Origin of the sequence: Marinimicrobium sp. ARAG 43.8, from assembly GCF_050113635.1 — a bacterium.
GTDB lineage: Bacteria > Pseudomonadota > Gammaproteobacteria > Pseudomonadales > Cellvibrionaceae > Marinimicrobium.
On sequence record NZ_JBNJLT010000001.1, the window covers coordinates 1128268 to 1149820 of the forward strand.

The 21553-nt window shown below is 56.6% G+C and carries 16 protein-coding genes and 1 pseudogene; 10 read left to right on the forward strand and 7 right to left on the reverse strand.

Annotated features, from left to right (window positions below; translation table 11 throughout):
• The first annotated feature begins 317 nt into the window (after window positions 1–317).
• Together ACQCLF_RS04755 and ACQCLF_RS04760 are read left to right on the forward strand one after the other, a co-directional pair.
• Complete coding sequence (locus ACQCLF_RS04755) at window positions 318–3185, forward strand: TonB-dependent receptor (RefSeq protein WP_426985134.1); 2868 nt, start codon at window positions 318–320, stop codon at window positions 3183–3185.
• 63 nt (window positions 3186–3248) lie between these two features.
• Window positions 3249–4556, forward strand: a complete 1308-nt coding sequence (locus ACQCLF_RS04760) for an endo alpha-1,4 polygalactosaminidase (RefSeq protein ID WP_426985135.1) — start codon at window positions 3249–3251, stop codon at window positions 4554–4556.
• Here the strand turns inward: ACQCLF_RS04760 and ACQCLF_RS04765 are convergent.
• The 5 genes and pseudogenes from ACQCLF_RS04765 to ACQCLF_RS04785 all read right to left on the reverse strand — a co-directional run bounded on the left by ACQCLF_RS04765 (window position 4553) and on the right by ACQCLF_RS04785 (window position 9933).
• Window positions 4553–5560 (reverse strand): CobW family GTP-binding protein, encoded by a 1008-nt coding sequence (locus ACQCLF_RS04765; protein ID WP_426985136.1) that lies wholly within the window; start codon window positions 5558–5560, stop codon window positions 4553–4555. The genes ACQCLF_RS04760 and ACQCLF_RS04765 overlap by 4 nt on opposite strands.
• 38 nt (window positions 5561–5598) lie before the next feature.
• Window positions 5599–6601: pseudogene (locus ACQCLF_RS04770) on the reverse strand (GTP-binding protein).
• A gap of 105 nt (window positions 6602–6706) precedes the next feature.
• On the reverse strand, window positions 6707–8308 hold the full coding sequence (locus ACQCLF_RS04775; protein WP_426985137.1) for a GGDEF domain-containing protein: 1602 nt from the start codon (window positions 8306–8308) through the stop codon (window positions 6707–6709).
• Window positions 8309–8485: 177 nt separating this feature from the next.
• Entirely contained in the window at window positions 8486–9124 is a 639-nt protein-coding gene (locus tag ACQCLF_RS04780) for a thiol:disulfide interchange protein DsbA/DsbL (protein WP_426985138.1), read from the reverse strand.
• Window positions 9125–9252: 128 nt separating this feature from the next.
• Window positions 9253–9933, reverse strand: a complete 681-nt coding sequence (locus ACQCLF_RS04785; RefSeq protein ID WP_426985139.1) for a c-type cytochrome — start codon at window positions 9931–9933, stop codon at window positions 9253–9255.
• 178 nt (window positions 9934–10111) lie between these two features.
• Between ACQCLF_RS04785 and yihA the strand changes: the two genes are divergently transcribed.
• Window positions 10112–10753 carry a ribosome biogenesis GTP-binding protein YihA/YsxC gene (yihA, locus tag ACQCLF_RS04790; RefSeq protein WP_426985140.1) on the forward strand — a complete coding sequence of 214 codons (642 nt, stop codon included), beginning with the start codon at window positions 10112–10114 and terminating at the stop codon, window positions 10751–10753.
• Window positions 10754–11118: 365 nt separating this feature from the next.
• On the opposite strand, the gene polA is transcribed toward yihA, so the two are convergent.
• A complete protein-coding gene (gene polA / locus ACQCLF_RS04795; RefSeq protein ID WP_426985141.1) occupies window positions 11119–13851 on the reverse strand; it encodes a DNA polymerase I in 2733 nt (910 codons plus the stop codon).
• 320 nt (window positions 13852–14171) lie between these two features.
• Here polA and ACQCLF_RS04800 point away from each other — a divergent pair, with 320 nt between their 5' ends.
• Both ACQCLF_RS04800 and ACQCLF_RS04805 read left to right on the forward strand, forming a co-directional pair.
• On the forward strand, window positions 14172–14465 hold the full coding sequence (locus ACQCLF_RS04800; RefSeq protein ID WP_426985142.1) for a hypothetical protein: 294 nt from the start codon (window positions 14172–14174) through the stop codon (window positions 14463–14465).
• A gap of 335 nt (window positions 14466–14800) precedes the next feature.
• On the forward strand, window positions 14801–17086 hold the full coding sequence (locus ACQCLF_RS04805) for a family 16 glycosylhydrolase (protein WP_426985143.1): 2286 nt from the start codon (window positions 14801–14803) through the stop codon (window positions 17084–17086).
• A 121-nt stretch (window positions 17087–17207) separates the two neighbouring features.
• On the opposite strand, the gene ACQCLF_RS04810 is transcribed toward ACQCLF_RS04805, so the two are convergent.
• On the reverse strand, window positions 17208–18143 hold the full coding sequence (locus ACQCLF_RS04810; protein WP_426985144.1) for a zinc ABC transporter substrate-binding protein: 936 nt from the start codon (window positions 18141–18143) through the stop codon (window positions 17208–17210).
• A gap of 113 nt (window positions 18144–18256) precedes the next feature.
• On the opposite strand from ACQCLF_RS04810, the gene ACQCLF_RS04815 reads away from it, so the two are divergent.
• The 5 genes from ACQCLF_RS04815 (at window position 18257) to ACQCLF_RS04835 (ending at window position 21551) form a co-directional block, all read left to right on the forward strand.
• The gene (locus ACQCLF_RS04815; RefSeq protein ID WP_426985145.1) at window positions 18257–18763 is read left to right on the forward strand and encodes a Fur family transcriptional regulator; all 507 of its coding nucleotides are present in this window, start codon (window positions 18257–18259) and stop codon (window positions 18761–18763) included.
• Window positions 18756–19511 (forward strand): ATP-binding cassette domain-containing protein, encoded by a 756-nt coding sequence (locus ACQCLF_RS04820; RefSeq protein ID WP_426985146.1) that lies wholly within the window; start codon window positions 18756–18758, stop codon window positions 19509–19511. The genes ACQCLF_RS04815 and ACQCLF_RS04820 overlap by 8 nt, the downstream gene beginning before the upstream one ends.
• Window positions 19504–20289 carry an iron chelate uptake ABC transporter family permease subunit gene (locus ACQCLF_RS04825; RefSeq protein ID WP_426985147.1) on the forward strand — a complete coding sequence of 262 codons (786 nt, stop codon included), beginning with the start codon at window positions 19504–19506 and terminating at the stop codon, window positions 20287–20289. The genes ACQCLF_RS04820 and ACQCLF_RS04825 overlap by 8 nt, the downstream gene beginning before the upstream one ends.
• A gap of 128 nt (window positions 20290–20417) precedes the next feature.
• On the forward strand, window positions 20418–20633 hold the full coding sequence (locus tag ACQCLF_RS04830; RefSeq protein WP_426985148.1) for a hypothetical protein: 216 nt from the start codon (window positions 20418–20420) through the stop codon (window positions 20631–20633).
• A 105-nt stretch (window positions 20634–20738) separates the two neighbouring features.
• Window positions 20739–21551: a UDP-2,3-diacylglucosamine diphosphatase gene (locus tag ACQCLF_RS04835; protein ID WP_426985149.1), complete on the forward strand. Its 813-nt coding sequence runs from the start codon at window positions 20739–20741 to the stop codon at window positions 21549–21551.
• Window positions 21552–21553: the final 2 nt, after the last annotated feature.

Sequence of the window (21553 nt, forward strand, 5' to 3'; positions counted from 1 at the left end):
CACAGTCTCCCCTCCCAGACTGAAATATCAACACCCATAAAGTTTCATTTTATTTCTAAAAACACCCAAAAATCCCTGTAAAACTCAAATTTCTTCGGATATTGTGTTTTCTTTTGTTTCATTATGTGCTTTTATTGATATAGAACCTCTTAAAAATAACTTAACCCAACAATCTTTCGGTTCTAAAACAGACTTTGGCATGCTCTCTTATCAAGACCAGCGCACGATTCAAGCCTGTTTGCAGTTAGTTCTGGCAGAATTAAGCACCTACGGGGTTCACCGATTAAGAATGACCAACAACAATAGGGTGAAACTTTATGAAAGTAACGACATGGAACCAGACACTCAGCACGGTGGCATTAGCCGCAAGCTGCACCGTGATGGCTCAAGCGCAAGCCCAGCCCCAACCTCAAGAAAGCACCGTCGATGACCTGGAAGTGATTCTGGTCACCGCCAAGCAGGAAAGCCTGAAAAATGCGCTGAACGGCAAACGCAACGCCGATTCCGTGGTGGACGGCATCTCTTCCGAGGAGCTGGGCCTGTTTCCCGATGATAACGTGGCCGACTCACTGGCCCACATCACCGGCGTGACCGTCGACCGCACTCGCGGCGGCGAAGGTCAGGGGGTCAGCATCCGGGGCCTGGGCCCCGAGTTCAGCATCGTCACCATGAATAACCGCTTAATGGCCACCGACGCCGAGGGCCGGGAATTCGCGTTTGACGTGCTGCCCTCCGAAGTGATCTCTGAGGCCTGGGTTCACAAGTCCGTCACCGCCGCCACCCTGGAAGGCAGTATCGGCGGCGCCATCAATCTGGTGACAGCGCGGCCTTTCGATAACCCCGGTGCGCAGGGCGCCCTGTCGGTGGAAGCCAACTACGGCGATAAAGTCGATGACACCGGCTACAAGCTGACGGCGGTCGCCAGCAACACCTTCGCCAACGAGACCATGGGTATCCTGGTGTCTGCCCTGTACAGCGACACGCCGACTCGCACGGATGAAATGACCGATCTCAACTACGGCGAGAACTGGGACTGGGACCACGACGGGGACAAAGGCTATGTGGACTGGATGGATTCCTCCTACATGCTGAAAATCCCCAGTACCTTTGCCACCACCGCGCACCTGGAGGACCGCAAACGGACGGCGATCTCCGGCGCTTTTCAGTTCCAGCCCAATGACCGGGTAGACATTGTTCTCGATGGTCTGTTTACCCGCCTGGACTCGCCCTCGTCAGGCTACACCCAGTCCTACTACCTGATCGGCCGCTCCGGCAGTTGGACGGATGCCACATTTGAAGGCGCTCCCACGGAAATGAACCCCGAGGGCACCATTGTCACCGGCATGACAATGACCAATCTGATTCCCGAACTGGTAACGATTACCGACCATCGCGTGGTGGACACCTACCAACTGGGCCTGAACGGTGCGTTTGACGTGACGGATAATTTCAGCCTGGTCGGCGACATCTATTTGTCCAAAGCAACACGCGATGCCGGAGGCCGGGACAAATTTGTGGTCGCACACGGTGTCGGCGGCGTACCCAACACCGCCACGTTCAGCCTGACGGACAATGGACTGCCCAACATCGTATTCGATTTCGATGAGAGCACCGGTGTCGATTCAGTCGGAGACCTAGTGCGCGACGACCAGTTCGGCCCGCACTACTCACAATCGAACGGCGTCAATATCGATGATGAAGTCAATGGCGCATCGCTGAGTGGTCGCTGGGAAATGGATGCTGGCACGCTTGCCATTCCGTTCACTGCCACAGAGATCAGCTCGTTCGATTTTGGTTTGGTCTACAACAAGCGCACCAAGGAACGTGAGAAGTTCGACAACCAGCACGCTCGCGGCATCTACAATGCGGCGCCGTTTACTTTTGGGCAAACAGGCGTCAATGTCGTCAAGCCTTTCCCTGTCGATGACTTCCTATCCGATATCAACGGCGACTTCCCGCGTCAGTTCGTCGGTTTTGATATCGATGCCTACCAGGAGGCACTGCACGCCGCCGACAACAACCCTGACATCATCAACCCGGCGACCGGCGAACCCTATCCTGAAGGTTACTCCTATCAGGACACGCCGCTGTTCAACCCCAATGAATCGTTTGCCGTGACCGAAGAAACCACCTCCGCCTACTTGCAAACCAACTTCAGCGGCTCCCGGTGGAGCGGCAATATCGGCCTGCGCTATGTACAGACCGACGTCAGCTCCGAAGGCTGGCTGTGGGAAATCGAGCGAGTGGATGCCCTGTCGGAATGGGATTATGTGGTCATTCACAAAGACCCCGTCCCGGTGGAAGAAACCAACGATTATGACAAACTGCTCCCCTCGTTCAACCTGTCGTATGAGTTGACCGACAACCTTCTGCTGCGGCTGTCCTACGCCGAAGTCATGGCGCGCGCCTCACTCAACCAGCTCTCCACCCAGGTTAACGACGAGGCCGCCTCGTGGGGCGAGTGGACCATTAACCATGTCGGTAACCCTTCCCTGTCGCCGGTGGAAGCCGAACAGGCAGATGTCTCTCTGGAGTGGTATTTCCAAGAAGGCTCCGCTATTACCGCCGCCGTGTTCAAGAAAAACATCAGCGGATTTATTCAGGACTGGCGGGAACGTTATCCGAACAGCCCCGAATCATTGCCCGTTTATCCGCGCGAGGATTTTGCCACCGGGGAATACATTGATCAGCCCTTTAATGTGTTCGAGCCCCAGAACCTCGACCGCGCCAAAGTGCTCGGCTATGAAGTGGGCCTGCAACACTTTTTTGATAATGGCTTCGGGGTAACAGCGAACTACACTTACATTGATACCGAGTCCTATATCAGCGGATCGAAAGAAGGGGTACTCGCGGGTGTACCCGACACCTCTTATTCACTGACGCTGCTGTACGATTATGAAAAGCTGAGCCTGCAACTGTCCGCCGATCATACCGAAAGCTATATCACCAGCCACTGGAGCCCACTGAACGCCACCGGGGAAACCACCTATAAATCCACCGCCGATGCCATGACGTGGATGTCGGCTTCCGCCAACTATTACTTCAACGACGCCCTGTCCGCTTACCTGGAATTCAACAACCTGTTGAACGATAACTGGCATGCCTATCAAGGCCGCACCGACATTCCCGGTTCGTATTCCGAGTGGGGCCGCAAGATCAACCTGGGTTTCCGTTACCGCTTTTAAGCCATGTACAGACAGCAAATAACGTACAGATAGAATAATGTACAGATAGAAAGGAGCTAGACAATGAGACGCATGATGTTTTCCACCGCTGTACTGCTATCGTTCCTTGGCGGCGGTGCTTCCACGCAGGCTGACACACTCTACGTTGACACGATTACCGTGCCGCAAGGGCAAATCAGTAATCAGGGGTATCAGGTTCTGAATAGCTTAGAACAGTCTGGACAAGAGGACGACTGGTATACCTACCTTGAGGCCTCACCCGATGCCACCCGGTTCAGCGGCACGTTTTCCTTTACCGCCCCCCAGCCTGCCACCGGCACTTATTGGCAGGATCTCACCGTTAACATCAACACGCTCGGTGAAGCCAAAGCATCCCAGCGCTGGCTTATCCAGCTGCGGGACTTTGAGGATGGCCAGTGGGTAACGATTGGCGATAACGCGGGCGCGCAAGGCTGGGTATGGCATGCGCAAAGCATTTCCATGGGCAGCAACCCGGCGCGCTACATTAATGGCAACAACGTGATCAAAGTGCGCTACCGCTCGAACAATGCCGTGGATGTGAGCAATATTGACTGGCTTACCATTGAGCTGGAATCCTCCGAAGAGGTCTCAGAGGGCGATTGGTGGAAACCGTCGCCTTACGATAATTTGACCTGGCAGTGGCAGATCAACGGCAACCTGGACACCAGCCTGGATGTCGACATGTACGATGTTGATCTGTTCAACACCAGTGCCGCGCAAATTCAATCGCTCAAGAACCAGGGGCGTGTGGTGATCTGTTATTTCAGTGCCGGCACGTATGAAGGATGGCGCGATGACTGGCAAACCCACTTCCCGTTTATTGACGACGATGCCTACGACGGGAATGCGCCACCGTTTGCCGGCAACATGGCCGAGTGGGATGAGCGCTGGCTCGATATTCGCCGGATCGATTTGTTGACGCCGATCATGACCAGCCGCCTCGATTTGGCAGTCACCAAAGGATGCGACGGGGTGGAACCGGACAATATGGACGCTTACACCAACGGCTCGGAAACCCAGCTCTCACTGACCGGCGCCGATCAGATTGCCTACAACCGCTGGATAGCTCAGGAAGCGCACGCCAGAGGCTTGTCCGTCGGGCTGAAAAACGATGTCGATCAATTGGCGGATCTGGTTGATGACTTTGACTGGGCGCTGAATGAACAATGCTTCCAGTACAACGAGTGCGCGGGTTATCAGGTGTTTATCAACGCTGGAAAAGCCGTTTTCGGTGTGGAGTATCAGGACAGCGCCGCCAACTTTTGCCCCCAGGCGAACAGCCAGAATCTCTATTGGCTCAAGAAGAACCTGGCCCTGGATAGCTGGCGCATTGGCTGTGAAGATTACTAAGCTCCATTAACGCGCAACGCCAGCAATTCCCTTTCCAGCCGCGCCGATTCCGGCGCGGCTTTATCAATCAATTCCAACCGGCTATCGGGCACTTCATCCAGCTCACTCACGCTGATAACACCTCCTTCCCCATTGAAACCAAAAATGCCCTGCTCGGTAATCATCACCGCCTTGATACGCTCAACGGCCAGCCCGTTAATCCAGGCAAACAGTCGCTCGTAATCAAATTCCCAGTCCGGCGTGAACACCCACCCCACACTGTAGTGACCCTGGCCTCGGTTTTGCCGGCAGCGCATCGGCTCTCCCTCGGCCAGCGCCAGTACACCCGACACGGGCGGTGCCAATCGTGCGTCGCTGCGGTGCAAATGGGGTTCGTGCAGTGGCCGTTCGAGGCGCGGCTGATCCAGCCAGTCAATCGACAAGGCGCCTTGAGAGACCCGCGCGGCAAGCGTTTTGGCGGGATTGCTCGCGGCCAGCCATTGCTCCCACTGCTGCCAATCCGACACATCGCAAAGCTCTTCTTTGTTGGCAACCAGCACATCCGCGACGGCCATCTGGTCCAGAAAATGAGCGTCGTCCAGGTAGCGTTTATCAGACAGTTTTCGCGGGTCCACCAGCGTAATAGTCGCGCGTACATCCAGCACCGCTTCGTAGAAAGGCCCGGTTAATGTCTCAATAATTTGCGCGGGATGGCCCAGGCCTGTGGGCTCAATCAAGAGCCGATCGGGTCGCTCGGAGGCACGCCCGAGCAACTGATTGAGCGCCACCGTCATCGGCAGGCCGGCGGCGCAGCATATACAGCCACCGGGCACTTCCCTGACACGGGCGCCCCCATCGCGCAGCAGCGCACCATCAATGCCGATCTCCCCGAATTCATTAACCAGCACCGCCCAGTTTTCACCAGGCGGGCGGTGCTGCAATAAATGACGAATGGCCGTGGTTTTCCCCACGCCGAGAAAGCCGGTAATAATGTTGGTGGGAACGGGTGCGCTGGATAACGTCAAAAATGCCTCGCATCAATTGTGGGTTTCATTCACGGGTTTCATTTGCGGGTTTCATCGTCTGCGCCGATGATGCCCCAACTGGGAAATGGATCGGGCAATTGTTTCCAATAGTGTTGCCCGGCCAACAGTTCCTCGTCGGTCAACAGGCAGTCATCGAGCAGGGAGACGAATCGTGAGCGATCAAGGTTCTGGCCGATAAACACGAGCTCCTGCCGCATATCCCCGAACGGTTCCTCCCATTGTTCGCGAATCGCGGCCACCTGCTCGGGGTCCTCGGGCCAGTGCGTCTCCGGCACGGCTTTCCAGAATAAGCCTGCGGCCCCGTGTTGCGCAATGCCCCCTGCCTGACTCCACTGCCCGGCATATTGGGGGCGACTGGCCAGCCAGAAGAAGCCTTTCGAACGAAGCAGTTTGCCACCCTCGGGTTGATCGCGGAAAAAATCATAGATTTTCTGAGGGTGAAACGGCCGACGCGCCCGATAGGTAAAACTGCTGATGCCGTATTCGTCCGTTTCCGGCACGTGCTCTCCGCGCATTTCCTGCAACCAGCCCGGCGCCTTCTGGGCGTCGGCAAAATCGAACCGCCCCGTGCCCAGCACAGCGTTCAGTGGCACGGCCCCTTTCACCATCGAGACAATTTCCGCGCGGGTGTTGAGGCGACGCAGTACTGCGGTCAATTCATCGAGTTCAGCCTGAGTGATCAGATCGGTTTTACTGATCAACAGCAGGTCACAAAACTCCACTTGATCCACCAGCAAGTCTGCCACCGTGCGCTCGTCTTCTTCCCCCAGGTGTTCGCCGGTCTCCTGGAGGCTGCGTGCTTCATAAAATGCAGCCATTGCTCATTTCCACGAGCTTTTCCTCGGCGCGATTCAGACTGACCTGCTGATTGACCAGCGCCGCATCGATATTGACCTCGCTCATGTCGTTGACGATGACCGCCACCCGACGGCCTTCGCGGTTGTTCAAGATGTGGTTAAGCAAGGTGGTTTTACCGGCACCAAGAAAGCCGGAAAGCACAGTAACGGGAAGACGGTCCATGGGCACCTCGGGTAATGACTGAAACTTTTATTATACGTTATAACATAACAAAACGGTCAAGTAGCAACTCCCCTGCACACACAATCCCTTACGTCACGCGCCACTCTACCCAATTTGACAACGATTACGGCCCGCTGCCTTGGCCGCATATAACGCCTGGTCGGCACGGGTAAACGCCGTGTGCGCAGTGTCACCCTCCCGAAACTCAGTCAGCCCCATGGAGAGTGTCAGGGTCATAGGCTCTTTATGATAGTTGAAAGCCGTCTCGGCGAGGGCGCCTCGCAATTCATCAAGCAGGCGAAACGCGTCCTCCACCCGGGTCTCCGGCAGCAGCATCACAAACTCTTCCCCTCCGTAGCGCCCCAGGAAATCCACCTCGCGCAAGCGCCGGCCAATCGCTCGACTGATGAGTTTGAGCACCCGGTCCCCGGCCTGATGACCAAACTGGTCGTTAATTCGTTTGAAATAATCCACATCGCAGATCGCCAGCGTTAAGGGGCGCCCCGACCGCTTCCACCGGCTGATTTCAAGGAGCAGCCGCTCTTCATAGGCTTCCCGATTCGGCAGCTGAGTCAACGGGTCGTGGAGCGCTTTGTGACGGTGACGTTGCAGACTGGCACGACTTTGCTCTGCCTCTTCTTCCATCTGCCGAATACGTTGTGCCAGCTGCGCCAACTCACTGGAGGAGGGGGACTCTTCCCCGCCCTGTCGACGAAAATGCTGTATACCCTCACGAATCTGGCCCAGATGCGCGCTCACCTGGTGTTTCAACTGATCAAGGTCGGCGGCATTGTGCATGCAATCTTCTAAAGCGCTACACTGCTCGTTCACTTGACGGGTCAAAGACTGACTGGCGCCCTGCCATTGCGCACCGCGATCAGCCGCTCCCCGCAACAGCTCAGCAATCTCTTCCAGCTCCGTATTAACGTTATTCAAGTAACGGCCAAACACCTGGTTAAAGGACATCCAGGAGCGCATTAAAAGATCGCGTAGCGAGACCAGAACGCCCGGTACTTCATGGATGGATAGTCCGTCATTCAACTGCTGACGCAACGTGGCTACCCGATCTTCCTCCGTGTGCTCCGAATGGACGGCGGAGAGCACTTGCTCCAGTGCCTGACGAATATCAGCCTCAAGCGCCCCACTATCCACACCAGACGCATCATCGCTGCCCGCCGTGCGCCGAAGCCCCAGAAACCCTTTGCGAGGCACTTTGGTTTGCTCAAGCACCCTTTGCTGAAGCTCAGCGAGCTGCTGCAGTAACGCCGGAAACAGGGAAAGCTTCTGGCTGAGCATTGGCAACTTACTTAAGTATTGGTTCAGGTCGTGCTTAAGTTCTCGCGACGGGCTGGTCCCGCGCAATTGGGAGACAAGAATCGTCAGGGCGGACAGGATGTCATTGTCGAGGTGATCACGAGCGTCTTCAAAACCGCGAACACTCTTGTCGAGGCGTTCCGCGATGGAAGACAGGCCATCGCCCCCGGTTTCATCCCGTAACCCTGTTTCACCTCGCAACAAGGGACGCAAATCATCCAGAATAGCGTCGACGCCAGGATCCCGGCCATCCGCTACCAGACTCAGGTGCATCAACAGTCGGCGCATCAGTTGATACTGCTCATCGGCCTGCCGTTCCAGCGCTTCCTGCCGGTCCAGGGCATTGAGGTATTTATCTCGCCAGGTTTCGTATTCTTCAGGTCCAGTGACCATAATGCTGTCCCAACAGCCGCATCAGTGTTCTCGTTGTAGGTATTATAGCCATACTTTCATCGCTGATCCGACGCTGACAGGCGTAAAAAAACCGCTGCCTCACGCCGCCCCACTAATAAAAAACGCCCGCGAATTGCGGGCGTTTTTTATGTGACTGGCGATTCAGTCAGTCAGCCATCACAGCTCTCCGTCGCGAATCTGCTCCACCAGATAGTCCACGACTCGCAGCATTTCGCTGTGGCTGCCCGTCATACGGGAGCTGACTCGATACTGGCCATTGACGACCATTTCCGGCGTACCGCTGATCTTGTAGCCACGCACCCTGGCGTCGGCCTGTCGCACCTGGCTAGTGACCCCGAAGGAATTAAAGGTCTTCAAAACCTTTTCCCGATCGACACCATAAGTCGCCAGGAAGTCGGCCCATTGTTCAGCACTGTTGAAGCGCTTGCCTTCCTGATGCACAGCGGTGAACACGGCCGAATGCACGTCCTCCAATATACCCAGCGCTTTGGCAGTGTAGAAGCCGCGCGCGTAATTTTCCATGGTGGCGTTCCACATGGCGGGTGCCTGCACAAACGCGACATCATCTTGCTGCTCTTTCTTCCAGGCGCGGATCAGCGGCTCGAAGTTGTAGCAATGGCCACAGGTGTAAGCGAACACCTCCACCACTTCGATTTTGCCCGGGGCGCTCGAGGGCACCGGATCGGCCAGCACTTCATAGTGTTCGCCTTCGCTGTAGCTGGTGTCACTTCCGGAGGACTGAGCCACCGCACCCAGCGACATCAGCAGGGCCAGAGCCCCTAACATTATTCGCATGGTTTTCCCCTTATGGTGATCGGATTGTGATTATCGGACCGTCAGAAGCGGACCAGGCCCGCCGCCGTACCCTGAGAGCGATATTCCTCCGGTTTAGTTCCGGCTATCACTCTCCGGATTTGCTGATACTAGTTCAGGCCACCAATGTAGTTGGCAACCGCTTCGATTTCATAGTCGCTCAGGTGCTTGGCCGCCATGCGCATCATCATCGAGTCACCATCGTTAGTGCGTTCACCTGCTCGGAAGGCACGTAACTGGGTTTCGATATACTCCGGGTACTGGCCACTCAACCGGGGAAAGCCCGCGGGCGGATTACCATGGCCATTAGGCAGATGGCATCCCATGCAAGCCGGCACGCCGGACTCGGGATTACCGGCGCGGTAGATCCGCTCACCCAGCGCGAGACCGTCTACTTGCTCACCCGAGTTTACTCGCACCTGCATTTCCTGGGCGCCGGTCAACTGAATGGTCTGGCTGGCATAAAAGGCCGCGATATCCTGCAAGTCTTGATCGTTCAAGCCGCTCAGCATACCGGTCATTTGCGGCACCGCTCGTCCAGTGGTCTCTTTATCAGCGCCCGATGCGTTACTCCACGCCTGAATATCCTGAAGCTGCTTGTAGAGATACGCCTCACCCAAACCGGCCAGCTTTGGGAAAGTGGGGGCCGGGCTGTTGCCGTCCTGACCGTGACAAGCGGCGCAGACAGCCACTTTTTCGGCTCCTGCCTGGGGATCGCCAGCAGCGCTGGCCACCGGAATCCAAACCAGTATGCTCAAAGCTAGGAGCAAATGCTTCACTGAATCTTTCATTGGCTAACCTGTAAATTCGTTTATTGTGACGCCCGCTCCGCAGTGTTTGGGCGACTTTTAACCGCCCACGGGCTACAATCAGCTGCCCCGCCGGTCGCCCAAACCCAATGACTGGCGGTCTGGTGCCGTTATGAGGCACCGCGCATTATATGGGATAACACAGGCTTTTGCAGGTTTTATGACCACCGAAATCAACTTTCGGGGCGCCGTTTTCGAACAGAGCGCCCCCAGTATTCGCGAGTGCCCGCCGGAATCCGGCGTGGAAGTCGCTTTTGCAGGCCGCTCCAACGCCGGCAAATCCAGCGCCATCAACACGCTCACGGGCAACTCCAAGCTGGCCCGTACCAGTAAGACACCTGGGCGTACTCAGTTGATCAACTTTTTCCGGGTGGGAGAGCAGCAACATCTGGTGGATCTGCCCGGTTACGGCTACGCCAAGGTGGCCCGTGCCATGAAAGAGGAGTGGCAACGCAACCTCTCCGAATACCTGCAAAAGCGGGAATGCCTCCAGGGCCTGATTCTACTAATGGATATCCGCCACCCGATGCAGGAATTCGACACCATGATGATCAATTGGGCTGTCGAGATCGCTATGCCTGTGCATATCCTGCTGACCAAAGCGGACAAGCTGAAGAAAGGTCCTGCCAACAACACCTTGCTGGCCGTACGTCGGCAAATGCAGCAAGCCGGCGTGAACGACCTGGTGACGGCACAATGCTTTTCCTCGCTGAAAAGCACCGGTGTGGACGATCTCAAGGCCAAGCTCATCGAGTGGCTGACCCTGCCCGACACTCAAGAGCCGGTGGACGCTACCACCTGAACAAGGGACAAAAAAAACCGGCGACCAGGGGAGGTCACCGGGGGCAATGACTGGCGCCCTTGGGGTGACGCCAGCTAAGCGGAGGAAAGACTGAATGATACGTCTTGTGGCTTAAGACGAGGGCGCCGCGGCTTAGTTCCCCATTAATCTGATTTATCGGTGTTAGGTTTTGTAAAGTGCCAAGGGCGTCACAAACGCAGGCAAAAAAAACCCGGCCTGAGGCCGGGATAGCTGAGTCAGTCAATAGCCAAGGGCATAAAGCCACGTTAGGGGAGTTGCACATGAAACACACTGTTCATGTGTACTCTGAGTGGCGTGCTACAGAAAAGTTCAATAATAATCTCCCCTCTCGCTCCGCCCAGGCATTAATGAGCCTCATCCCAGTTCTCACCCACCCCTGCATCCACTAGCAGCGGCACTTTAAGCGCCGCCGCCCGGGTCATACGCGCCACAATGCCGTCGCGCACCTCATCCAACTGTTCCTTCTTGACTTCCAGCACCAACTCATCGTGCACCTGCATCATGATGCGGGCATCGAGCTTCTTCGCGAGCAACCAGCTGTCCACGTCGATCATGGCGGTTTTGATAATGTCCGCCGCCGTGCCTTGCATCGGCGCATTAATGGCAGTGCGCTCGGCGGCCTGGCGGAGACTGCCATTACGGGCGTTGATTTCCGGCAGGTACAATCTCCGCCCCATCAGGGTTTCCACGTACCCCTGCTCGTGGGCGAGAGCCCGCGTGCTATCCATGTAACGCTGCACACCGGGGTAGCGCTCGAAATAAAGATCGATGTATTGCTGTGCCTCCTGGCGGCCGATATGCAACTGCTTGGCCAGCCCAAAGGCGGACATTCCGTAAATCAGGCCGAAGTTGATCGCCTTGGCGCGACGCCGCATTTCTGGAGTCACTCCGTCCAGATCCACCCCGAAGACCTCCGCCGCTGTAGCGCGGTGCACATCCAACTCCTGCTCAAAGGCATTCAGCAACCCTTTGTCTTCCGACAAGTGCGCCATAATGCGCAGCTCGATTTGCGAGTAATCCGCCGCCAGCACTTTGTACCCTTCAGGCGCAATAAACGCCTGGCGAATGCGGCGCCCCTGCTCTGTACGAATGGGAATGTTCTGCAGGTTCGGGTCAGAGGACGAGAGTCGGCCCGTGGCGGTAACGGCCTGATGATAGGAGGTGTGAATCCGACCGGTTTCCGGATTAATCATCTGCGGCAGCTTATCGGTGTAGGTACTCTTGAGCTTGCTCAGCCCACGATACTCCATCAGAACCTTGGGTAACGGGTAGTCCAGGGCCAGCTCCTGCAAAACCTCTTCCGCCGTGGAGGGTTTGCCTTTGGGTGTTTTCTTGAGAACGGGCAGTTGCTGCTCGTCGAACAGAATTTCTCCCAGTTGTTTCGTGGAGCCGAGATTGAACGCCCGCCCGGCGATGTCGTGCGCTTTTTGCTCCAGCTCCGCCAGTCGCTCGCCCAGCTCCCGGCTGTGTTCTCCAAGGCGCTTGGCATCCACCAGCGTCCCGTTGCGCTCGATATTCGCCAGCACAGGAAGCAACGGCATTTCCAGGTCAGTAAACACTCGCTTTAACGATGTGATGGCCGACAGCTCCGGCCACAGTTTCTGGTGCAGCCGCAACGTAATATCCGCATCTTCCGCCGCATAGGGTGCCGCGCTCTCGATCTCGATCTGGTTGAACGTGAGTTGCTTGCTGCCCTTTCCGGCAATATCCTCGAAGGAGGTGCACCGGTGGTCCAGGTAACGCAGCGCCAGACTGTCCATATCATGGCGACCGGCGGTGGAATTGAGAATGTATGACTCCAGCATGGTGTCAAAGGCAATGCCCTGGAGATCAATGCCGTGGTTGCGCAGCACATTGCGGTCGTATTTCAGGTTCTGCCCGACCTTCGAGCGTTTGGCATCTTCCAGCAATGGCTTCAACGCGGCCAGAACCTGCTCGCGGTCAAGCTGATCGGGGACTCCCATGTAATCGTGGGCCAGAGGTACGTAGGCCGCCTTGCCCGGTTCGATGGCAAATGACACCCCCACAAGGCGGGCCTCCATTGCCTGGAGGCTGGTAGTCTCTGTATCAAACGCAAACAGCTCGGCGCTTTCCAGTGCTTTCAACCAGCGGTCAAAATCGGCCTGTTTTGTAAGCACTTCGTAATCCACGTCCACCGTAACGGCCGCACTGGCGGATTCCGTTTCACCCACCTCATCCGGGGCGTCATCCAGCTCAGCCACCCAGGTTTTGAATTCCAGTTCCGCAAACAACGTTTTGAGGGCCGCCCGGTCCGGCTCACCGCGATGAATGTCCGCTGGTGCCAATTCAAGTTCAACATCGGTCTTGATGGTGGCCAGTTGCCGTGACAGGTACGCTTGATCCCGGTGCTCTTCCAGCTTTTCGGGCATTTTTTTCGCCCCGCGGAAACCGAGATCGCGCACCGCTTCCAACTCACCGTAAATGGCATCCAACCCTCCCAGCCCCTCGATTAAGGCTCGGGCGGTTTTTTCACCCACTCCCGGCACACCGGGAATGTTGTCGGACTTGTCTCCCATTAACGCCAGGAAATCGATCATCAGCGGCGGCTCGAAGCCGTACTTTTCGCGCACGCCATCTTCATCGAGGTGCGAGCCGGTCATAGTGTTGACCAGGGAGATGTGGGCGTTCACCAGTTGAGCCATATCCTTGTCGCCCGTGGACACCACCATGTCGCGCTGTTGCTCGGAACACTGTCGAGCCAGAGTGCCAATCACATCATCGGCTTCTACCCCCTCCACGACCAACAACGGCAAACCCATCGCCTGCACAATGTCCTTAATAGGCTGTACCTGAGGCCGCATATCATCCGGCATCGGCGGACGCTGCGATTTGTACTCGGCGTACAACTCGTCACGGAAGGTTTTTCCTTTGGCATCAAAAACAACGGCCACGGGACTCTCGGGAAAATCCTTAAGCAGGCGGCGCAGCATACTGATGACACCCTTGACGGCTCCGGTGGGCTCGCCCTTGGACGTGTTCAGCGGTGGCAGGGCGTGGTAGGCACGGTACAGGTAGGACGAGCCGTCCACCAATACCAGAGGGGCTTTTTGGGTCATAGCAACCTTGGGGTCGGGGTCATTGATCAAAATGGGAGGTCAAGCATACCCCAAAAACCGCTCCCGCTTCAGCCACCCGTTATAACCAGAAATTTGTTACTTATGTGTTACCCGACCATTTATGAACCAAAACCTGTGGTTTTCGGCGTAACCTTGCGAATTACTTAACAAAAATCTCATTTTTTTATCATCAATGTGAAATACCACTGGACTATAGTAACGATTGTGTTACCATACGTAACAAATAGAGTGATCCTCTATTCTTACTTCGACATACGCTGTCCGATACCAAGGCTGACAGCAACCAACGGGGAAACCCCATGGAGGGCAACACCATGAAGAAACTTGGTCTGTTCATCGCATCTCTTGTACTGGCCGCCAATGCTGCGGCAGACGGTGCCACTATTGGCGCACAACCGAACATGGCCCTCGCGGCCGCCGAGGCTGGTGTCGCTATGCGCTGGAACCTTCCAGAAAATACTGAGCGCGCTCACGAGACATTGAGCACCCAGGATCTGGAACGGCAATCTCAAGAATTGAATGAGAAACTTGATGCACAGCTGAATGAGCGGTTAAACGCCAAACTCAGCCAGCAGCTTCAAGCCGATTTCTAAACCGGGCTGGCGCTGACTTCAGCCGCCCTTGAGTTTGGGGCTGCCAAACTCTTAGCAACGACTTACTCTCCTCGCTTGTCTTCCCCGCCTGGCACCCGCCCGGCGGGGCTTTTTTTATGGGCGCCAACCAGGTGTCAGTTTGGTTTTTGAAAAGTGGCTCTTATCACATTGCGCTTTGTATCATAGTGAGACGACACCCGCGTAACACACCACGATACTGCTCCCTGCATCCGTTTTACTGACGTTTCTCGACCGCGAGCGGCCCGACGCACTCGCCGCGACGGGTTTATGACGCAGCGGGACGGAGCAAAACCAAACGATAACAAGAGGTCAATATGAATAATAAAATGACAAAAGCCTGGGTATTGAGCGCACTCGCGCTCACACTGACGGCCTGTGGGGGCAGCAGCTCTAACGACAACGCCTCATCCAGTGCCAGCAGTGAACCCAGCAGCTCTAGTGAACCCACCAGCTCATCGTCCAGTGAACCCAGCAGTTCAAGTTCTTCCAGTGTGGCAGCGGAATGGACGCTGGTCTGGGAAGATGATTTCGAAGGCGATGCCATCGATTCCAGCAAATGGGAACATGAAGTGAACTGCTGGGGCGGCGGCAATAATGAAGCCCAGTGCTATACCGACAGCTCCGACAATAGCTTTGTCGCTGACGGATTCCTCAACATAGTGGCACAACGAGAAGCCGAGCCCTTCTGCGGTCCGGCCACCAATCAGGAAGACCCCAACTACGATCCGAGCGACACCTCTGTTTGTAAGGATTACACCTCAGCCCGACTGCGCACCCGAGACCAGGGCGACTGGCAATATGGCCGCATGGAAATTCGCGCCAAGATGCCCGCTATCGGCGAGGGAGTCTGGCCTGCTATCTGGATGCTGCCCACCGATAACGCCTACGGCGGCTGGCCCCACAGCGGCGAAATCGATATTTTTGAGGCGTTCCAACCCGGCGTCAGCGGCCCACAACCCACTGGCGAAGCCAATGAAATGCATGGCACTCTGCATTACGGGTACTCCTGGCCGTGGAACCAGAACACCGGTGCCTCTTACAATCCTCCCGAGAACATCTGGGAAGAGTTCCACACCTACGCCATTGAGTGGGAAGAAGGTGAGATCCGCTGGTATGTGGATGATGTTCTTTTCGCCCGCAACAGCGGCAACTGGTTTAGCTATTACTGGGGCGGCCAGGAAGTGGGTTATCAGGTGGCTGGCGCCGGAAGCGACAACCCCTTTGCACCCTTTGACCAACCCTTCCACATGATTTTGAACGTGGCGCTGGGCAATGGCGACTACGTGCCCCTTCCAACCTTTGACGTGACCGATGACGTCACCATGGCAGTGGATTTCGTAAAGGTGTATGAATGTTCTGCCAACCCGGAAACCGGAAAAGGTTGTGAAACGCCTTCCGCCAACCCGGGCGTAGAAGCTACCGATATCGTCGGGCATCAGGCACCGCCGGCCGATTGGGATGTGCGTTGGTTGTATCGGGATGGTTTGCAGCCGTTTGAATCTGTTGTGGACGGCTCCGAGGTCACCACCGGTCTGACCCTAGGCCAGTATGCGTGTGGAGGAGATCCATGGTGTCCTCCGGAAGGTTCCAGCGTCTCAGCGACTGAACCGACCGTTACTGATGGTCCTGGCGGTAACACTGCCACCGTTTGGGATCTCGATTTTAGCGGTGTTAGTAACGCCTTTATTATCGTCGGCGATGCCTTGTCGGATGAGGCCCTCGACTTCGGTGGCGACATCAGCGGCAACGGTCGGGCCGCCAATCTCGGTGAAATCAAGTTTGATTTGCGGGTACTGGACATCGACCCGGAAACCAAACTGCTCGTGAAACTGGATAGCGGCTACCCGAACAACAGCTATCACGAAATCGAAATTCCGCCCACGGGCGAATGGGCGGAAGTCGCCGTGCGGTTGTACACCTTGCAGCCCAACATTAACGAAGGCTACGCCACCCCGGTGGATTTCAGCAGCATCAAGAATCCCTTTGTGATCGAGCCGGTGGACGGTGACGCTCATGTGCAAATTGCCAATGTCCGGATTGTGTGTCAGGACAGCGAGGAATTTGGGGACTGCGATATCAAGCCGGAGGTGCCACCTGAGCCCATCACTGATGATATGGCTATTTTCGATGGTGATTTATCACCTGCATGGGGTGACCCAGGGCTAGGTGTTTGGGAAGATGGTGGCCAAGATATCAGTATCGATGTGGTTTCTGATGTCGATATGGATGGAAGTGTTATTGAGTTAACTTTCACACCAGTAGGTCTTGGAACCTTTTATATTCAAAGCAACACGCCAAAGGATCTCTCAGCATTTTCCGGAGGCAACCTGGTGTTTGATTTAAAAGTGATCAGTAATAATGGCAATACTGATGGTTTTCTCGTCAAAGCAGACTGTGGCCATCCCTGCGTGGGTGCTGAAATTCCAGTCTCTTTGCCAGCCGACAATGATTGGCATGACATCACCGTACCTATCGCCAGCATTGCTGCCCAACCTGGTTTTAATATAGGGAGTGTTGATACACCCTTTTCTATTTGGCCAGTATTTGGTCAACAGGACGTCGTTTTTCGGGTAACCAATATCCGCTGGGAGCTGCCCTGATAAAATCCGCCCACTGATGGGTTAAAAAAGCCGTAGCGCTAACACGCTACGGCTTTTTTCGTTACGAAAGAAAGTGTTAATGCCTTGCGGAGGATACTCGGTGAATTCGTGCAGGCAGCACTTACCAAGGGGACAGGCACTCGACCACGGCATCGGTCAAACCCGTCAACAACTCTTGGTAGGACGTGATTGCCTCAGAAGCACCCAGCAAATCCATTTCCCCCAATGACAACCCCATCTCATCGGCCAGATCGCGAGCCGCGCTCATATCGTAGTAGGGTTCCGTAAACAGGCAGCGGGCATCGCGCAATGTCTCGCGCAATTCGTACAAATGACGGGCACCGGGACGTCGCTCCGGCGACAGGGTGACGGCCGCGACCTGACTCAAACCATAGTGCGCCACAAAATGGCGGTAACCTTCGTGATACACTGCAAACTTCCGGGAACGTACCCGAGACAGGCGTTTGTTCAACTCGCTGTCCAACTCGTGCCAGCGGGATTGCCATTCCATCGCCTGGCGCCGGTATTGCTCAGCGTGCTCTGGCGCCACGACCGCAAGACGTTCCGCCAGCGCCCGGGCTATTACCCCGGCGTTGGCCGGATTGAGCCAGAGGTGGGGGTCGCGACCTTCGTGGTGATGATGGGCGTGATCGTGCTCACCGACGGTGTGAATGGACGCTTCGTCTTCACTGGGCCAGTTCAAGCCGGATAATTCGCCCACGGCCATTGTCCGTTCAGCCGGCACGTTCGCCAGAGGGCGACGCAAGAAGGTTTCCAGGTCCGGGCCCACCCACAGCACCAGGCTGGCACCGGACAGGCGCTGCATATCGGAGACCCGCAGCGGATAATCGTGCGGTGACGCGTTGGCGGGCAGCAAATGGGAAACACGGCCCTGCTCCCCCACGACGGCCTCCGCGATCAACGCAAGAGGCTTGATGCTGGTCAGTACGACAACCTCGGCCCGGGCGACCGGGGAGATCAGGGAAATTGGAGAGAGGCACAGCATAACGAGCAAAATGCCGGAAACGGTGTGACGCCAGGAAGGGCTTGCACTCATGAAGAAAAACTCGTCAATGATTCTGACACCCGTCAATGAAAGGATTCTCGCTAAACGGGATCGTAAAAGTTATAGTATAACACTTTCATCGCTATTCCGAACACGTGACTCCTATGACCGACACGCCACTTGCTTTCCGCCCACACAATCACGGCCATTGCGTCCGCTCGGCGCTCGCCTCGGCGCGCGGCTTGTGCTCCGAGCGCGGAGCCCGTCTCACCCCCTTGCGAGAGCAGGTGCTGGAGCTGGTTTGGCAGAGTCACCGGCCGCTGGGCGCTTACCAGTTGATGGACCAGCTCGCCGAGGCCTCGACTCGCCGCGTCGCCCCGCCAACGGTTTATCGCGCCCTGGATTTTCTGCTCGAGCAGGGGCTGATACACCGCATTAACACCTTGAACGCGTATGTCGGTTGCCCCAGCCCGGAACATCGGCACGCCAGCCATTTCCTTCTCTGCCGCCACTGCGGCGTGGCGGTGGAAATGGACGATGACGCCATTTCCCGGACCATTGGCGAGAACGCCCGTGAGGCCGGTTTTCTGTTAGAGAGTCACTCGTTGGAAGTTACCGGGCTGTGTCCAGATTGCAGGAGCCCGGACGGCGGGAGCCAGGGCCATGAATGAACCGCTGCTGCAGGCCCGGCATGTGGGTGTACGCCGGGGCGGAAGAACTCTGTTGCACCGTGCCGACATGACACTTGAAGCCGGTAAAATCGTGACGCTGATCGGCCCCAATGGGGCTGGCAAAACCACGCTGGTGCGCTGCGCTTTGGGACTGATTCAGCCCAGTGAGGGCCGGATTGAGCGTCGACCGGGGCTGCGCATTGGCTATATGCCCCAGAAACTGGCCATTGATCCCAGTCTGCCGCTCTGCGTGCGCCGTTTCCTCACCCTGGGTGGAAAGCCGCGACTGCCGTTGGAGCAAGTGCTGGAAATGACCGGCACCCAGCCCCTGGCCGAAGCCACCATGAGCAACCTGTCCGGTGGCGAAACCCAGCGCGTGCTGTTGGCGCGGGCACTTATGCGCGACCCGGACCTGCTGGTACTGGACGAACCGGTACAGGGCGTGGATGTTACCGGGCAAGAGGCCCTGTACCGGCTGATCAATGATATCCGCCGGGAACGCCAGTGCGGCGTGCTGCTGGTGTCCCATGACTTACATCTGGTGATGGCCACCACAGACACCGTAATCTGTCTGAACCAGCATGTCTGCTGCCACGGCCACCCCGATCAGGTTACCAACGATCCGGCCTACCACGCGCTGTTTGGAGAACGCAGCCAATCCCTTGTGGCCCCCTACACACACCACCACGATCACCGCCACGACGATCACGGTAATATCGTTGAACAGGATTCGCCCCCTCATGCCTGATTTTTTGCTGTATGCGCTGTTAGCCGGCCTTGGCGTAACCCTGGTGAGCGGACCGCTTGGCGCCCTGGTGGTGTGGCGCCGCATGGCCTACTTTGGTGACACATTGGCTCACTCAGCCCTGATGGGTGTGACCTTCGGTTTGTTGCTGGATATCCACCTCAACCTGGCCGTCGCTATCGGCTGTCTGCTGCTGGCGCTGATTCTGGTGGCACTGCAAAACAACCGGTTACTGGCCACGGATACGTTGCTGGGGATTCTCTCTCACTCCACCCTGGCTCTGGGCCTGATACTGGTGAGCCTGTTTACCCACAGCCGCATCGACCTGCTCGGCTACCTGTTCGGCGACATACTGGCCGCCAGCCGAACGGATGTCATTACCATCTGGATCATTTCGGTTCTGGTGTCCGCCCTTCTGGTGGTGTTGTGGCGCCCTTTACTCGCCATCACCGTTCACGAAGACCTTGCGCGAGTGGAAGGCGTGCCCGTCACGCTCGTGCGCACCGCGTTGATGCTGTTGATGGCACTGGTCATTGCCATCGCCATGAAGGTGGTAGGCGTGCTGCTGATTACCGCGTTACTGATTATTCCGGCGGCCGCCAGCCGACGGTTGACCCACTCTCCCGAAGCCATGGCATTCGTGGCCAGTTTGCTGGGTGGTCTCTCGGTACTCGGCGGGCTGGCGGCGTCTTTTTATTGGGATAGCCCGGCCGGACCGTCCATCGTGCTGTGCGCTACAGCCTGCTTTACTCTGTCTCTGTTGCGGCGCGCGGCGCCCTGATACCGTGCCTGAAAGAAAAATGTCTTCAATCACTTTCCTTGCTTAAAATTTGTGCAATACTTGGTGAGTAGTCCCGACGGTTATTTAACCCACCACGCCGCCGTGCGTGAGGCAAAAGGAAACTGCTTATGGCCAACCCAAACGTTGTCATCGGTAGCGAATCCGTTCGCAGCGACACCATCGCCGCCAAAGTCCACCAGGACATTGCGTTTCTCACCGGTCGGCTGACCCGGCTCGAACGCCAGACCCACCCCAATCCACAGGTGTTGAGAGTCTATCGGGACATGCTCGAAAGTCGGTACGCCGTTCTGGAATGGCTGACTCAGGGTAGCGATCCCCACTGACGATTCTTAACGCTGCCGCTGTCACTCAATTGTCATGGCACTGTCGCGCTTTCGTCACGCGGGCGCGGCAGACTGAGCCCGTCATCGTCAAACGGGACTGTTTCCATGACCGACTCTCGCCCCTCTATTGCCGCTCGCACCGTCTGGATTTCGGACCTCCACCTGGGCAACCGGGATTGCAAAGCCCACTACCTGCTGCGCTTTTTGGATGACATTGAGTGCGACACGCTGTATCTGGTGGGTGATGTTATTGACTTCTGGGCCATGAAAAAGCGGTTTTGCTGGCCCGCCGAACACTACCAGGTCATGCTCAAGCTCTACGAGCTGGCCAACAATGGCACACGGGTGATCTACGTGCCCGGCAACCACGACGAGCCGATGCGTCGCTTCGATGGCGACCTGTTCGGACCCATTGAAATTGCTCAGGAACACGAATACATCAGCGCTGATGGCCGCCGCTGGCTGATCATGCACGGCGATGCCATGGACGCCTACATCAACCTGAGCTGGATTACCCGTTTTTGTGGCGACCTCGCCTACAACTTGCTGTTGTTCATCAACCGGTGGTCAAACCGATTCCGAGGCTGGTTTGGACGCCCTTATTTTTCATTGGCCGGACTGATCAAGAGCAATATCAAAGGCGCTCGGGCCGCCATTGAGACCTATCAGACAGAAGCCATGGAAGCAGCGAAGCGACGCGGCTTTGATGGCGTTATCTGCGGACACATTCACGCCGCCGCGCTGGTCGAGCAAAACGGCACTCATTACGCCAACACCGGCGACTGGATCGAAAGCTGCACCGCTTTGCTGGAAGACGCCCAGGGCGAGATCCACTTGTTGCACTACAACGATCCCGTGCAGTGGCAAACGCATTGGACACGCCCCTTGCCTGCGAATAATACAGCGCAAGCCGCCTGAAA